This window comes from Pristimantibacillus sp. PTI5 (assembly GCF_048572955.1).
GTDB lineage: Bacteria > Bacillota > Bacilli > Paenibacillales > Paenibacillaceae > Pristimantibacillus.
Genome location: NZ_CP183886.1, coordinates 2295649 through 2311920, shown reverse-complemented (window position 1 = coordinate 2311920; position 16272 = coordinate 2295649). Strand labels below are relative to the sequence as shown.

The following is a 16272-nucleotide window of genomic DNA, read 5'->3' as shown; positions in this document are numbered from 1 at the left end:
TTTTTTTTGCTGTGCAGCGCTCTTCTGTCTTATTTATGTAAGCGCTATTATTCGGAGGGGGTGGGTTGGCCGTGCCTAAGTACTCAAAGATATTCCGTAAGTTTCTTATTTCCTATCTGATTATTTTGATCATTCCAAGCATAGCGGGCTATGTTTCCTATCGTACTTCAATCTCGGTAACGCAATCCATCTCGATCGAGAATAGCGTTACGCAGCTTCAGCGAAGCCAGGAAATTTTGGAGAGAAGGATGGTCGAGGTCGAGGGCTTCACCAGGCAGCTCGCCTTAAACCCGGATCTAAATAAATTAATGAACGAGAAGAAAAACGGCAACGAGGTCAACGTATACGGCATCTGGAGCATGCTGAAGCAGGTGACGCCTTTTAGCCAAACGAATGACTTTTTGCAAAATTACTTTATCTACTTAAATAATTACGATGTTATTTTCACGCAGGGCTCGGCGTATTTCCGTCCGGAGCATTATTATCAAAATTTCCGGTACACCGACCTTACGCTGGAGGAATGGAAGGCTGAGGTGCTGGATAAAACGCATCGCAGCGAAATTATGCCGCTCAGCTCCTTTATGAGCAATTCAAAGCAAACCTCGGTCATTACGTATATGCAGTCGCTTCCGCTTGACAGCTTTAGCGGCTCATCGCCGGCTACCGTGGCTGTCATTATTGATGCGGAAAATATTTCGAATTTACTAGCCGGCCTAGAGGACCGTTACGGCGGCTGGGCTCACATTAGCGATGCGCAGGGGAATACGGTGGGGCTGCGGGGCATAAGCGAGGCCGATGCCAAAAGGCTCTCATCTGACGCTATGCTTGCCACGGATAAGACCAGCCAATTTTATAATGACGATCTCGTTATCACGATCCATTCCGAAAAAAACGGCTGGACCTATAGAGCCGGAGTTCCGCGGCAGGTACTGATGGAGAACGCAAATCAAATCAAGCATATTACGTGGCTCGTGACCGGTGCGGCTTTGCTGCTCAGCTTGCTGGCCGGCTTGCTCCTCTCCTACCGGAACAGCGCGCCAATCCATCGGCTGCTTGGGGTGATGAAGGAGCATTTCGGCAAAGACGGCATCGCGGATAAAAATGAGTATGATTTTTTGCAAGGCAATATATCCAATATGATAACAAGCAATCGGCAGCTCGAGAATGAATTGAAGCGCCAGCTTCCTTTAGTAAGAGACGGCTTCTTGAAACGTTTGATTGCGGGTGAATTCCAAACCTCGGAAGAGATTTCGGCAGCCGCGGCGCAAGCGGGCGTGAGTCTTGCTTCAACCGAAGGGTATGTCGGTATTTTGCAAATTAACGGCTATTCGGGAATGGACAGCGTAGAGATCCTAAATGAGCTTTACGCCGCCAGGCTGATCCTGAAGCAAGCCTTATCCGAGCTCGTTCACGAGCTGCCCATGACGGATCTGGGCTCGGATCGCATCGTAATGATTTGGACGGCCATGGAAGAGGATTCGGACGGCGGATTGAAACAACGAATGAGTCATACGCTGGAGAAGCTGTCCCATATCGCGTATGCCGAATACAAAATTTCAATTACAGCTGCTTTCGGCGAGGCCTTTCAGGCCGTGATTGATGCGAGCCATTCTTACGAGCAGGCTAAGCAAACGCTGGAGTATGCCGAGTTCGCGAGCAAGCAAAGCATCCTGTGGTTTAGCGATTCCAGCCTTGAAACGGCGACCTATTACTATCCGCTCGACATCGAACAGCGCTTGATCAGCACGATACGCGCTGGCGATCCGGATGAGGCGGGGCGGATGGTGCTGTCTGTCATGGAGAAAAACACGGAAAACCATCAGCTTTCTCCGGAGATGAAGCAGCAGCTGGTAGGCGAGCTGAAGGGGACGCTGCTAAAGCTGTTGGATCAAAAGGCATTTATGGAATCGGAGCTGCAGCATACGCTGAAAAATCAAATCATCGGCATTCAGCCCTCCAATGCACTTAACGTCATTCAGGATGAAATCATCGAAATCGTAAACGCATTGTGCGGCGTAATCAACAGCAAAAAAAATCATGCCCATATTCAAACGGTAGAGGAAATCAAGCGGTTTATCGCGGAAGCCTACAGCGATTCCGAGCTGACCTTGTACCGGATCGCGGAGAAGGTAGAGCGTCCGGAAAAATATATTTCGCAATTGTTCAAGGAGGTAACGGATATCAACGTATCCGATTATCTGGAGATGATCCGGATCGAGCAGGCTTCCTTCTTGCTGCGAACCGATGCCTGCACGGTCGATGAGATTGCCGCGCGCGTCGGCTACAACAGCTCGCATTCGTTCCGCAGAGCCTTTAAACGCGTGATGGGCATTGCGCCAAGCTCCTATAGGCAATCGGTTAACATCTAAGCGTTCGTCCGCGCAGCATTAAAGGAGTGATTGATGATGAAAAGAAGCCGGATCCGCTTTATCGCGGTTCTCTGTGCGGTTACCCTGCTGCTGGGTGCATGCTCGCGGGGCGGCGGGACAGAAGAGAGCGGCTCTGCTCTGCTGCCCCAGCCGGCGCCGGTCGAGATTTCGGTGTTCGCCCAGCAGGAAACGGGCATTGATCTGAAAACGAATGATTTCACCAAATTAATCGAAAAGAAATTCAATGTGAAAATCAATTGGGAAAGCATCTCGCCGGACGGCGCCAAGGAGAAGCGGCAAATTTCGCTCGCCGGCGGAGACTATCCGGATGCCTATATTTTAACCGCCTACATAGACCAGTTCTCGCAATCGGATTTGTTGAAGTATGGCAAAGAGGGCGTAATCCTGCCGCTAAACGCATTAATTGAGCAATATGCCCCGAACATCAAAGCGGCAATGGAGAAGGATATGACTTTAAAAGCATTCAGTAAAGCGCCTGACGGCAATATTTACGGTCTTGCCGCATACAGCCAATGCTTCCACTGCTCCTATCCGAACAAAATGTGGGTGAATACCAAATGGCTCTCGAAGCTCGGAATGGAGCTGCCCAAAACGACGGCTGAATTCAAAGCGATGCTGGAGGCGTTCAAAAAATCCGACCCTAACGGCAACGGCATACCGGACGAGGTTCCGTTAAGCGGCTCGATCGAGGATTTTGGCGTCCGCATCATTCCGTATCTCATGAACGGCTTTATTTATGACGACGACAGCAATTATTTAGCCATGAACAACGGAAAAGTGGATATGGTGGCGAATAAGCCGCAGTGGAAGGAAGGCCTTGCCTACATTAAATCGTTGTACGATGAAGGTTTGATCGACCCGGGAGCGTTTATTCAAAATGCGGAAGCGTTAAAAAGAATCGGCGATAATGCGGATACGCCTATCCTCGGCGCCGCAGCGGGCATGCATCCCGCTATTTTCGTCGGCGAGCGGATGAAGGATTATGCGCCGATTCCGCCGCTTGCCGGGCCTTATGCGGCAAACGCTACCTTTGACGGGGGCGGCATTCAGCCCGGGGCGAAATTCGTGATTACCAATAAGGCGAGCAAGGAAGCGCAAATCGCTTTAATCCAAATTATCGATTATATCTATACGCCGGAGGGCCAGACGATCGCGCAGTCCGGCCTTGAAGGAGTGGGCTGGAGGAAACCGGCTGCAGGCGAGGCGGCGCTCGGCGAAGGTGTGGAGCCGAAGTTTGCCAGCCTTATTCCAATAAATGATGCAGTGCCCACGAATTCCGGCTGGAGCGGGATGGCGCATTTCTACATGCCGAGGGAGTACCGCGACAGCTGGGTGGCGGGCAAGGATATATACGCGCTCGACGGATATGAGCGAAGGCTTATTGAAGCGACCCAGCTGTATGAGGGCCATGAGCCAGCTGAAATGTTTCCGATCTGGAGGATATGGCTCGATCCGGCAGAAGCGGACGAAGCAGGAATATTGCATACGAACCTAACCAACTACATTGATCAAAGCACACTTCAGTTCATCACCGGCGATTTGAATTTGGATAAGGATTGGGACAGCTATGTAGACGGTTTAGAGAATATGCAGGCTGAGCGGTATATTGAAATGATGCAAAAAGCATATGACCAATCGAGAACAAATAAATAAAATGCGGTAGTGCCGTGCTCGAAAATAACAAATTGAAAAGGAGATTTACGGTGAGCAAATTCGAAGAACAAACAAGCGGTTATGTGAAGCTTCGCCGCGGCTTGCCCAATCTGAATAAAAAGCTGGCCGGCAAAGCACCAATTGCCGTTGCTTTTCTAGGGGGCTCCATTACGGAGGGCTATGGCGCCTCCGAGCCGGATAAGACCAGCTGGCGGGCATTGACCGAGCATTTTTTGAAGGAACGCTTTTCCGCTGCGGGGGCGACATGCATCAATGCGGGAGTTGGCGGGACGAATTCCACGTTTGGCGCTTTTCGCTTCAAAGAGCATGTGCTGCATCGGGGCGAGATCGATTTGTTGTTTGTGGAATTCAGCGTTAATGACGGCGGGGACAGGGGAGAATCCATCCGGGGAATGGAGGGAATCGTGCGGCAGTGCAGGCGTCTGTCGCCCGATGCAGATATCTGTTTTGTGTACACGGCGGCGGAAAAAAATTTGTCAGCGGAAATGCCGTTTAATATCGCTGTTCATGAGGAGGTCGCTGACCGTTACGATCTTCCTTCCGTGAACCTCGCTGCGCGTATCTATGCGCGGATAGAGGCAGGGCAGGCACGCTGGGAGGAGCTCGCTCCGGACCTCGTCCATCCGAATGATGCAGGCTACGCGCTTTACGCGGAGGATGTAAGGGAGTTTTTGAATACCGCTCTCATAGGTGATTCATCTATCGATGGGTCTTCGAACATGGATCTTCCTTCGCCTCTCGATGATCGAAACTATGAGCATGGCGTTATGCTGAATGTCCGGGAAGCAGCGGCTTCGCATGTAGGCTTCACGATCGAGGAGACGGTGCCAGAGCCGCTTATAAACTGGCGATACGGTGCCGAACATCTTTGCACCGACAGCGAGCTTGCCTTGCTGTCGTTTACCGTGAGCGGAAAGAGCGCGGGGCTTTTGTTATTTTGCGGTCCGGACAGCGGCATCTTTGAGTATTCTTTAGATGGGTTAACCTTTCATCAGGTGAATTTATTTGACGATTGGTGCGTGGGGGCGTTTCGCCCAGTCATTGCGATGTTTTCACTCGCGGGGGATCAGCAAATAAGCCATATTACCGTAAGGAATACGGGGCTGAAGGATGAACGCAGCAAGGGTACCGGTTTGCGTGTATTGAGAGTATTTAGCGGTTAACATTTAAGGTGGTTAAGGCTGACTGCGCAGCCACAGACAGCGCCGGCGGCAGCCAGGGACGAAAAGAGTCCGTGACTGCCGCTGTTTTATGGAGCGAGGTCCTTAAATTTATATTTTCAAAACCAATTTCCCGACCGTGTTCCTCTCTTCCAGGAGAGCAAGCGCTTCTTTGGCATTTTCCAAAGGGTACACGCCTTGAATCTCCGCATGAATCTCTTTTCTTGCCAGCATGCCTAACGCTTCTCGCGCCGCTTTCCCGGTCTCCACGGGATTACTGTCGCTGTATCCGCCTAATGTAAAGCCTGCAAACTGACGATTAGAAAACCAGATTTGATTAAAAGAATGCAAGATATCCTCTTCTCCGCTTGCGTTTCCTACTACCACCAGCTGCCCCAACGGGCAAAGCACCTCTAAGCTTTGCTTGCGCATATTTCCTCCGACAGGGTCAAATACGGCATGAACGCCTTTTTTTCCAGTTGCCCGAAGGGTTTGCTCGACAAAATCATCTCGGACAAATAATTCATCGTATCCAAAGGCTGCGGCTTGTTGTACTTTCTGGGCGCTTCCGACGGTGCCGAATACCTTACCGGCTCCGAGCTGTTTCGCCATCTGCCCCAGAAAGCTGCCCAGCCCGCCGACTGCCGCATGAACGAGTATGCTGTCGCCTTTTCTTATTCTATATACATCTTTTATGGCCAGGTATGCGGTGGTCAGATTAACAATGGAAGCCGCCGCTGTCGCTAAGTCGAGGTCGGCCCCCAGTTGATCCAACGGAACCGTTAGATCCGGCCGTACGTTCGCCATAGATGCGAAGCCGTTAAGATCATGCAGTGTCATTGAAGCAACGGGTTGACCAACGTAGAAGCCTTCTACGCCTTCCCCGATGGCGCGTATATACCCCGACACTTCCAAGCCGGGAGTAAGCGGCATCGGAAAAACGGAATTGAATTCGCCGCGGCTCAGCAATACTTCAAAATAACCTACTCCGGCATAAGCGACGTCAATGGTAAGCATGCCGGGAGACGGCTGAAGATCCGGCTTCTCCTGCAGCTGCAAGCTTGCAGGCCCTCCTGGTCGATCGATAATTATAGCTCTCAATGTCGGTAACCTCCTGAATTTGGGAATAAGCCTATTATATTCGCCATATAAGGAGGCAGCCTGTTTGCGGTTATACAGGTATTCGGACTAACAGGCTTATTTTCCGATACCCGCTAATTTTCGCTCTGTATCGGTACCTGCGATGGGAGTAAAGACGCAGCAGTGGAAATTTGGATTACCGTTAAGATTCGAAAAGGAGATTAATTGAAAAAATAATTGACCTGCACTGGGGTGGTCATAGGTGTATAGTACGGCTTTCTTATGCTGAACATCGTGCATGCGCCACAGTGCCTGAAATTCTTCGCTTTCCTGACACATCTTACTTACGAATTGCTCGAACCAATGATCGCCCGCTTTTTGGTCATAATTCGAGCGAAATACCCCTAACGTATAATCGGCAAATTCCTTCCAATTCACCAACTGCTTGCGCAGATTCGGGTCCAAAAATATCAACCGCGTCATCACGCGTTCCGCTGCAGGAACCGCATGGAAATCCACAATAATTTCGGAAGCCATCCGATTGAACGCGAGCACTTCGGTCCGTTCGCTGGCGATGATTGCAGGATAGTGCAATTGGTCGATAATGCTCTGAAGGACCGGATTCATATCCTCGGCGGGTGGACAAGAGTCTCCTTCTCCGCCGTAGTTAGCCAAATGAAGCAAGTGGAGATGCTCATCAGGAGACAATTGTAAGGCTCTTCCGATACTCTCAATGACTTCCCTGGAGGTGGTGATGACTCTGCCTTGTTCCAGCCAGGTATACCAGGTTATGCTTACTCCCGCGAGATGAGCGACTTCCTCCCTGCGTAATCCGGGCGTTCTTCTTCTTCCAAAACGGCCGATAATATCAACATGCTCCGGTTTAATCCGTTCACGGCGGGATTTTAGAAACTCTCCGAGGATTTTTGTTTTTTCGTTTCCTATCGCCATTCTGCCACCTCCTTCTTTACTTTAAATCGATCGGCAAAAACTTTTTGCTATACGTCCAATTGAATCTCGTCATCTCTATGTATCCCATTCGCGAATTCTTGAATATTCCAGCCTGCGGCGATTGGCAATAGCTTCCTCTAAAGCATAACACGTTTTACTTTTAGTGTGTTGAGGGGACAGGCTGATCCTTGGATCCATAAAGATCGCTCTAAGCTCAAAAAACCTTGTTACGCTTAAACAAAAGAGGTTTTGTTGGCGTTTTCTTGTGGATACGCCCCTTTGCGGTTTTTGAACAAATAGTAAAGGAGGCGTATAGTGGGTAATAGTGAGTTAGGATCGGATAATGCTCAGCAGGGCAAGGAGGGATGACCAAGTTGCAATCATGGCAGCGTACAATGTGGATTCTTTGGTTCGGCGTATTGTTTTGCAGCTCAAGCTATACGATGTCGGTTCCGTTCCTGCCTTTGTTTCTCTTCGATTTGGGAGTGCCGGAGAGCTCGGTTAACCTATGGGCGGGCATTGTGCATTCCTCTGCCTTTCTTGTCGGGGCCGTGATGGCCCCTTTGTGGGGATTGCTTGCGGACAAGTACGGGAAGCGAAAAATGGTCATTCGGGCAGGACTCAGCTTAGCCGTTATCTATGCGTTAATCGCGTTTGTGCAGACGCCCTGGCAGCTCGTCGGCGTTCGAATGCTGCATGGCTTCGTAGGCGGCTTCGTCCCGGCATCCATGTCGATTGTAGCCACAGTCGCGCCGAAAGAGAAGCTCGGCTGGAGCCTTGGCATGATGCAGGCGGGTACGATGACCGGCGGGATTCTCGGTCCGCTTTTTGGCGGTCTGCTGGCGCAAGCCTTCGGTTTAAGAAGGTCGTTCGTGGTAGCGGCTATCATCATACTGGCTGCGACAGCGGCGGTAATTATTTGGGTGAAAGAAGGGAAAGCGGAAACGGAGGCGGCTGACAAAAAGCGGGAGAAGCCGGTCACGTACCGCATGGCGTTTCGTAACCGCGCGCTCATGAGCATGCTAATGCTGCTTGCGCTGTTCCAGCTTTCGGTGAATATGATTCAGCCGCTGCTTACCCTGCATATCGCCAAGCTGCAAGGCGGATTGCAAGGGGCCGTATTATCGGCGGGTTTTGTGCTCTCGCTTATCGGGATCGCCGGCATTTTGGCTTCGCCGATCTGGGGAAGGCTGGGCGAGAGAAAGGGCTACTACCGCATTCTCGTCGTATGCTTGCTCTGCGCCGGAGTGGTGGTCAGCATGCAGTTTTTTGTCCAAGACTTATGGCTGTTTGCGGTCGTACAGTTCATATTCGGCTTGTTTATGGCCGGGATATCGCCAATCGTCAACACGCTTGTCGTGCAGAGCACGGACGAGCAGTTCAGAGGCAGATCGTTTGGCCTTACGACGAGCGCGAATCAAGTCGGATCCATGCTTGGGCCGCTCATCGGCGGTTTGCTTGGACTGGCCGTCGGTATCCACTGGATATTCGTCGCTACGGGAATGATCATGTTCGCGGCAGGCATAAGCATTTGGCTGCGGCGCAGGAATGAGCTTGGGCAAACGGGAACGGCTGCCAAAAGCTAACCGGCGCCATCAGGGTGAAAATACACAAAAAAGCTAGTCTGCTCCTATCAGGAGCGGCTAGCTTTTTTTGGTGAAAAACAAGAATTTAAAAGCTTGAATGCAGCTATCTCTTTGGCTTCACAGCTTCAAGCGTGCCGGAAGAGAGTGTGCCTTTGTGCAATACCGCTTCGCGCTTCGGCAGCCGGGCGACCGTCTCGGCCGAGCAGCTTGCCGCAACAAGCACAGCGGTAGCGGCATCGCCAACCTTTGGCCATACTTGCTTGCCGGACTCGTCTAAAGGCGTAATGCCGCCGGTTGCGAGAGCGAGAGCTCTAGATAAGTTGTATTCGCTTGACCAGCCGTATAACTGCGCGGCAAGATGCGACTTTTGCAGCGTATCGCCGATTCCGAACGGCGACCAGTGATCGGTGATGCTGTCATTGCCAAGCAGGACGTTAACCTTTTGCTTCTGAAGCAGCGGGATCGGCATGACGCTTTTTCCGATGGGCACGGAGGATGCGATAGATATGCCGAGCGATGCCAAGCGGTCCGCCATTTCAACATCGGCGCCTGCAGGCAGAGAAGCGAGCGAGAAAGCGTGGCTGACCGTAACCTTCCCTTGCAGGCCGGCCTCCTCAGTCAGGTCGGCCAAGCGGCGGATGGCCTTGATTCCCGTTTCCCCGCCCTCGTGGAGGTGAATATCGATGCCAGCCTTATAATCCACGGCGATTTGCACCATCGTTTGCAGCGATTTTTCCATATCGACGTCCACCAAGGTTGGGTCTAAACCGCCGACATGCGTGACACCGAGCTGCATGGCATCGCGCATGATGCCCTCGACATTGGAGCGGAGCAGGCCGTGCTGTGGGAAAGCTACGATTTCATGGGAGATTTCATCTGAATAGCTGGCTAAGGCAAGCTTCAAGTTTTCTAAGTTTTTGAGGCCTACGGTCGGATCGATATTGCAGTGGCTCCGAACGTAGGTCGAGCCGTAGCCCAATATAAGCGCTATGAGTTTTTCGGCCCGTGCCTGTGCGGTCGGGAGCAGCTGCGGGAGCAAGGTTTGTTCCTCGATAATCCGGTCGAAAATGCCGTTTTTTGTCGGTCTGACCGCTCGCCAAGGGCCGCCGTAAAAGGTCTTGTCCAAATGGATATGCATATCCCGGAAGGAAGGCAGGAGCAGCATGCCTTTTGCGTCATAACAGTCCATATTTTTGGCGTAAGCAGCTTTCGTATCGAGTATTTTCGTGATCTTTCCTTTGTCGATCTGCAGGTTGCGGAGGACGGTTTCGGTTGCGGTAACCTGCCCGTTTTCATAGCCGTACCCGCTCTCCAGACGTACGTTTAACAGCATATAGGAGCTGTTTTTGCCCGGTTTCTTGGACTTTGAATCCTCTTTCTTCGTCTCGGCGGTTGCGCTTGCGGTATCGGGCGAGAAGAGACCCATAGTGCCCATGACGCCAAGAACGGCCGAAGCACCGCCTATTTTGCTGACGTTGCCGATAAACTCTCTGCGGGACAAGCCTTTATTTTCTTGATCCATCTATAATTCCTCCTCTAATCACTTTTTTTGTTTGCCCATTTTGCAAGGGGGAAGCTCGCCTCGAACAAAATGACTAAGGGAATAAGCACGATGAAGGCGGATATAAAATCGGGCGGTGTCAGTATGGTAGATACGGTAACTAGAATGACATAAGCGAATTTTCTGCTTTTCCGAAGCCGCTCAGGCGTGACAAGTCCGAGCCGTGCCAAAAAAATAAGCACGATCGGATACTCGAAGGCGAGGGACAAAGGCAAAATGATTCGCAACAGAAATTGAATGTATTGCGCGGCTCCGTAGGTTTCAACCAATCCCATGGAACGGGTAACGGAGGACGCGAACTGGACAGCCATCGGAAAAACGATAAACCAGCTGAAGGCCAGCCCGATGAGAAATAACAGAAACGCGAAAGGGATGAGCCAAGGAACCGATTTACGCTCCTTCAAAGTCAAAGCCGGCTTAACAAACAGCCATACCTGGAGCAATATGAACGGAACGCAGGCGCCTACGCCTATCACAACTCCAGTTTGCACGTAGAGCTGCAGCGCGTCAAATGGCGAGAAGGCATTCCATAGGACCGGCTGGCCAGGCGAATAGGATAGCTGCAAATAGGCCAGGACGGGGCGGACCAGCGCAATGCCGCCGCATAAAGCAAAGGCAAACATAACGAGCACATAAATGATTCTTCTGCGAAGCTCGGTTAAATGATCGATGAGACTCGGTTGAGCCTGCATGGCGTAAGCCCTCCTAACCATTCGCGGCGGAGCCGGTCCGATGCTTCTTGGCGCTGTACCTGATCTCCGCCGTCATCCATCCGGTTTCCATTTGCTCGCTGATCTCGACCAGCTTCTCAATATCGCGGAACGAATATTTGCGAGTGCCTCCCATGGTTCGTTTAGGGCAAATAAGCTTGCGAATTTCATAGTAACGAATCCGTCTTTCCGATATTCCGGTAAGCTCGCTTACCATTCCGATATGCATGACTTGTTTATCCATAAACGACATGATGACAGCTCCTTTTACTTGGATTTGCCGTTACAAAAGACCGCTCCTTTCCTAAGTTATGTCATAAAAAATAACGCAAACTTGATGTGTACCTAATGATAATGTGGGAGAAAGGAGCTGTCATTAGATCATGAACCCAACGTTTTACAATCGGATTAGACGGATCGTACAACCGTAAATAAACTTCTATATATGGAATTATTTTCAGGAAAAAACCATGTTATATTATCTGACATACTTCAAGACATCCTGTATGGCATCTGCTATTGTGAAATCATCGCCAGTCGATCCCATCACTAAAAAAGAGGTGAGTGTTCATGCTGCAGAGCATTGGTTTGCCAGGGCTGATCATGATTTTAGTCGTTATTTTAATCGTATTCGGGCCCTCGAAGCTCCCCGAGCTCGGGAGGGCGGTCGGCCGTACGCTGCACGAGTTCAAAAGCTCCGCGCGAGAGCTCGTGACGGAGAGCAAGGACGAACAGGAAAGCAAAGGCAGCGCATAAGGGAAAGGCAGTTCCTTCAGCATTGAGGCTGGGGGAACTGCCTTTTTTGCAGGTTAATCGCTTCTTGAATAAAAGAAATGCATGGCGCCTGTTGTTCGATTGTTTAATGGGTTAATTTGTAAATCATGGGAACTGCTCGTTCCTATTTAATGAAAAGTCTGTTATTCTACAAAAGTATGGAATTATGGATGAAGGAGCGTGCCGCTATCAAGCCGGTTACTGTCTATGATATTGCTAGGGAAGCTAACGTCTCGGTAGCTACGGTGTCGCGCGTAATCAATAACACGGCGCCGGTTAAAAAATCGACGAGAGAACGTGTGCTGGAGCTGATAACGAAGCATCAGTTTCAGCCGAATGCGCTGGCGAGAAGCCTGTTCAAGAAAGAAACAGGGATGATTGGGGTCATTTTGCCGGATATTACAAATCCTTTTTTTCCGGAAGTGTTGGCGGGTCTTGACCAGGAGGCGCGCAGCAAAGGATATACGTTTTTTCTCTGCGATACGGTATCGACGAATGGCGATTCAGAAGCGCAATATGTGCGGGAATCGCAATATTTGAGCATTCTTATGGAGAAGCAGGTAGACGGCATCGTGATGATTGGCGGAAGAATCAATCTGACAAAGCCGAGCAAGGAGCTGGTCGGCGAAGTAGTTGAAGCAAGCAAGCGGGTACCGCTGCTGCTCATAAACGGGAACTTGCCGGGCGAGGGGATGACCCGCGTATATGCCGATGAGCTTGAAGGGGCAGAGCTTGCGACGCAGCATCTCATCGATCTTGGGCATCGTCATATCGCTTTCGCTGGAGGATACAAGCATATGTCCAACACGACCCAGCGCATTCGGGGTTTTGTCAAAACCATGGAGAAGAACGGACTAAGGATCCGCAAAGAATGGATACTTAACGGAGGCTTTTCCGTAGAGAGCGGGAAGCGGTTCATGAACCAGCTGCTTGAGCTGCCGGAGCGTCCAACGGCTATTTTTTGCGCCAACGACCTCGTGGCTATCGGTGTGATGAAGACGGCCCATAAAGCAGGGATCCGCGTGCCGGAGGAGCTGTCGCTGATTGGCTTTGACGATATTCCTTACGCCTCCAACAGCATTCCGGAGCTGACGACGATTTCCTTGAAATGCTATGACGTTGGACGGAATGCAGCCGAGCTGCTCCATCAGATGATTACCAAAAACAAGGTGAGCAAAAACACGAAACTAAGGCCTGAGCTGATTGTCAGGGAGTCAACAGCCCCGCCGCAAGAAATGAATAACGCTTAAGAATTAGTTTTCAAAAAAAGATTGACAACGCTTACATTTGTGAATAGAATCAAGTTGTCAAAAGATTATATGGTGTCGCCGGTAAAAATGTAACCCGTTACATGTTCAGCTGGGCTTCTTCCTACAAAGCAGTAACCAAATCAATACACATCAAATTTCCGTGCAGAATTGCGTTCTGTTACACCGGTCATGAGAGTGTATTTATTTTTAACCAATAGTGTAACGGGTTTCATGAAACGGGTTACATATTTCGGGTTTTTACTTTTTTTGGTGGAGGTAATGACATGTTCATGGAGATTGAAGCCAGACCAGCCGTGCAATTTAATGCGGACGCCGTAAAAATTGGGGACAGCTCACATATCTTGCTATGCGCCTCCTTGTTTTATTTCCGTATTCCAAGAGCGCTTTGGAAGGAACGGATGGAGCAGGTCAAAGCATTCGGCTATAACAGCATCGATGTTTATTTTCCTTGGAACTACCATGAAAAAAGTGAAGGAATATGGGATTTTAGCGGCGAACGCGACATCTCGGCCTTCTTAACGGCGGCGGCGGAAACGGGCTTATACGTCGTTGCCAGACCGGGACCTTATATTTGTTCCGAATGGGATGGCGGCGCCTTGCCGGCTTATCTGCTGACAAAGGAGCTGAAGCTTCGCGATAACGATGAGGGCTTCCTCGGCTATGTTGCGAAATGGTTTGACCACATATTGCCTTTACTGAAGCAATACCAAGCAGGAGAGGGCGGAACGGTCATTGGCGTTCAGCTCGATAACGAGCTCGATTTCTACGATTGCCATGATCCGAAAGGGTATATTAGCGCATTGCGCGATATGGCTTTAAGCCACGGGATTACGGTTCCGCTGTTCGCTTGCGCGGGCCAAGGCGGCATCCTGCAAGCATCGGGGCTGGCCGGGAACGTTGTTCCGACCTGCAACTTTTATCCGGATAATCGTGACCCCGAATTCGAGCAGAAGGTGCTGCATTATAACGAAACCCTAGCGGGACTCGGGTATCCGCTGCTCGTAACGGAGACGAATCGGGCGCATTACCTGCTTCGTAGATTGCTTTCCTGCGGGGCGAAGCTGCTCGGTCCTTATCTGCAGGTGTCAGGCACGGATTTCGGGTTTACGAACGCCACGAACAATTGGGGCAAGCCGCTGGCGTTCATGACCTCGGATTATGATTTTGGCGGCATGATCTCGCCGGAGGGACATATTCGCGAGGAAGCCTATGAGGGCCGAATGCTCGGCAGGATGATTAAGGCTTACGGCGCTCCGCTCGCGGAGGCAGCCGCCGCAGACGGCCTTTCGTCCGCATGGGTCTTAACCGGTGACCGCGAACGAGTAGCAGGTCCCTACGCGCTGCAGCTTAACGGCGGCGGCAGCCTTCTGTTCGTAACCAATTTGGATGAGCGGGATAAAGGGATTGCCCTTAGGGCTGCCGATGAAGCGAATGCTCCGGCAAAAGGCGGATTTACGCTAAAGGCCGGACGGTCGCTGGCGCTTCCATGCCAGGTTCCGCTAAGCCTATGGGGCTTTGAGGGACTGCTCGAGCGTTCAACCGCAGAGCTGTTTCAGGCGGAACAATTAACCGGCGGGACCAACTTATTCTTCCACACGGAGGGAAGCGGAGAAATCATTGTACAGCTGGATCCGGATGCCGAGGTGGGAGCGGACCATGCCGCGGCCGAATGGTCGGAAGGACGGCTGACGTTAACGTTCGACGGCGAGGCAGACAGCTGTTGCCGAGTGCTTACAGCGGACGGGCGGGAGCTTAAGCTTTTTATAATGGATAGAATGAAAGCGCTTTATACGGAGGGGCTGGACGATAGCGGCGCGATTCATATAGGGAGCCCGCACAGTTACCCTGACATGCCGGAAGCAGCGGCAGCCGAATGGAAGCTCCGCGTTCTGGATGGCGGTGCAGCGCCAATGACCTTAAATAGGGACAGCGGCAAGGCAGCGATGGAGGAGCAGGCGGATTACTTGGAGCAAGCCGGCATTTACCGTGGGTTTGCCTGGTACGAAGCGGCAGTCAAGCTGCCGGAAGGCAGAGCGGTGCAAGGCTTTATCATCCGGAAAGGCAGCGATGTCGTATCGCTTTATGCAGGCAGCCAATATGCCGGTACGTTAACGCCTGGCGGGGGCAGCGCCTTCCTCCCGTTCAACAAAGAGCTGCAAGAAGACGGCAAGCTGCTGGCCCGGGTGGAAATTTGGGGACATTCGAACTTTGATGACGCGCGGCTTCCGGGACTTCGTCTTCATGCGATGAAGGGACTGCGGGGATTGACGGCAATCACGGAGTCGCGGGACCTCAGCGGCAGCTGGAGCGTATACCGCGCGGCAGAGCGGGAACTGCGCAGGGAACTTGCCGAGTCGCCCGATGACAGCATGTGGCCTCTCGTTAATTTTGGAGGCTGGCTGTCTCCGGACCATCCCGCATTCGAGTATTACCGGAAGCGCTTCCGGGCTTCTGCGGACGCGAGTTCGTGGACGCTGCATTTCAAGGGCATACAATCCCTTGCCCGTCTGTTCGTGGACGGCAAGGAGATTGGCGCCGTTCATCCGCTCGATCCTTATATCGATATTTCGGAGCATGTCACGGCGGGCGGGCAGGTCATGCTTACTGTATATGTAGAACGGGTGCTTGGTCTTCCTTCCGGGAAGGTTTACCTCTATGAAGGCCATGAGGCTGAGGGCTGGACGGTGAGCGCCGCGGAAGAGGCAGAGCTCTTCGAGCACGCAGAGAGTGTGCAGCTAGACGCTGCCGTGCAGGAATTTCCTGTTCTGCTTGCGCCGGGCGAGACGGCTTGGCTCTTTGCTTCCACGGTTAATTCGGGGGCTGAAGCGGGCTGGCGGGCAAAGGTTTCTGGGACGGGCATGAAATTAACCGTATTCCTGGAGGGACGGATCGTCGGACGAATTTGGCTGCCGAGCGATGCGAACAGGCCCGTGTTAACGGGCGGAAGTCCAGATTCCTTTTATTTGCCGGGAGCTTGGTATGAGGCGGGCAAGGGAAGCTTGGCGATCATGCTGGAAGCGGTAGACCGGGAGCAGCAGGGACGATTGGAATCGATTCAATTTATATCCGTCTAGTTAAGGACAGCGAGGGGGACTTAGGATGGAAACAACCATAG

12 protein-coding genes are annotated in these 16272 nt (G+C 51.6%); 7 read left to right on the top strand and 5 right to left on the bottom strand.

Translation table 11 applies throughout. The features are described 5' to 3' along the window. The first annotated feature begins 71 nt into the window (after nt 1-71). From ACN6MW_RS10340 to ACN6MW_RS10330, 3 genes are read left to right on the top strand one after another with little or no spacing between them, the layout of a single operon-like run. Nucleotides 72-2369 (top strand): helix-turn-helix domain-containing protein, encoded by a 2298-nt coding sequence (locus ACN6MW_RS10340; RefSeq protein ID WP_419875383.1) that lies wholly within the window; start codon nt 72-74, stop codon nt 2367-2369. Nucleotides 2370-2405: 36 nt separating this feature from the next. Beyond that, entirely contained in the window at nt 2406-4043 is a 1638-nt protein-coding gene (locus ACN6MW_RS10335) for an extracellular solute-binding protein (protein ID WP_419876322.1), read from the top strand. A 50-nt stretch (nt 4044-4093) separates the two neighbouring features. After that, nucleotides 4094-5227 (top strand): SGNH/GDSL hydrolase family protein, encoded by a 1134-nt coding sequence (locus ACN6MW_RS10330; RefSeq protein WP_419875382.1) that lies wholly within the window; start codon nt 4094-4096, stop codon nt 5225-5227. 108 nt (nt 5228-5335) lie between these two features. On the opposite strand, the gene ACN6MW_RS10325 is transcribed toward ACN6MW_RS10330, so the two are convergent. Both ACN6MW_RS10325 and ACN6MW_RS10320 read right to left on the bottom strand, forming a co-directional pair. Beyond that, nucleotides 5336-6325, bottom strand: coding sequence for a quinone oxidoreductase family protein (locus ACN6MW_RS10325; RefSeq protein WP_419875381.1), 990 nt, complete (start codon nt 6323-6325; stop codon nt 5336-5338). A 96-nt stretch (nt 6326-6421) separates the two neighbouring features. Beyond that, on the bottom strand, nt 6422-7255 hold the full coding sequence (locus tag ACN6MW_RS10320) for a helix-turn-helix transcriptional regulator (RefSeq protein WP_419875380.1): 834 nt from the start codon (nt 7253-7255) through the stop codon (nt 6422-6424). 365 nt (nt 7256-7620) lie between these two features. Between ACN6MW_RS10320 and ACN6MW_RS10315 the strand changes: the two genes are divergently transcribed. After that, nucleotides 7621-8841: an MFS transporter gene (locus ACN6MW_RS10315; protein ID WP_419875379.1), complete on the top strand. Its 1221-nt coding sequence runs from the start codon at nt 7621-7623 to the stop codon at nt 8839-8841. Nucleotides 8842-8944: 103 nt separating this feature from the next. On the opposite strand, the gene ACN6MW_RS10310 is transcribed toward ACN6MW_RS10315, so the two are convergent. The 3 genes from ACN6MW_RS10310 to ACN6MW_RS10300 form a co-directional block, all read right to left on the bottom strand. Further along, nucleotides 8945-10174, bottom strand: a complete 1230-nt coding sequence (locus ACN6MW_RS10310) for an amidohydrolase family protein (RefSeq protein ID WP_419876321.1) — start codon at nt 10172-10174, stop codon at nt 8945-8947. A 203-nt stretch (nt 10175-10377) separates the two neighbouring features. After that, on the bottom strand, nt 10378-11094 hold the full coding sequence (gene tatC / locus ACN6MW_RS10305) for a twin-arginine translocase subunit TatC (protein ID WP_419875378.1): 717 nt from the start codon (nt 11092-11094) through the stop codon (nt 10378-10380). Nucleotides 11095-11107: 13 nt separating this feature from the next. After that, a complete protein-coding gene (locus ACN6MW_RS10300) occupies nt 11108-11365 on the bottom strand; it encodes a MerR family transcriptional regulator (protein WP_419875377.1) in 258 nt (85 codons plus the stop codon). 317 nt (nt 11366-11682) lie between these two features. Between ACN6MW_RS10300 and ACN6MW_RS10295 the strand changes: the two genes are divergently transcribed. The 3 genes from ACN6MW_RS10295 (at nt 11683) to ACN6MW_RS10285 (ending at nt 16231) form a co-directional block, all read left to right on the top strand. After that, nucleotides 11683-11868: a twin-arginine translocase TatA/TatE family subunit gene (locus tag ACN6MW_RS10295; RefSeq protein WP_308995493.1), complete on the top strand. Its 186-nt coding sequence runs from the start codon at nt 11683-11685 to the stop codon at nt 11866-11868. Nucleotides 11869-12074: 206 nt separating this feature from the next. Further along, nucleotides 12075-13136 carry a LacI family DNA-binding transcriptional regulator gene (locus tag ACN6MW_RS10290; RefSeq protein ID WP_419876320.1) on the top strand — a complete coding sequence of 354 codons (1062 nt, stop codon included), beginning with the start codon at nt 12075-12077 and terminating at the stop codon, nt 13134-13136. Nucleotides 13137-13420: 284 nt separating this feature from the next. Further along, entirely contained in the window at nt 13421-16231 is a 2811-nt protein-coding gene (locus tag ACN6MW_RS10285; RefSeq protein WP_419875376.1) for a beta-galactosidase, read from the top strand. The last annotated feature ends 41 nt before the right edge of the window (nt 16232-16272 follow it).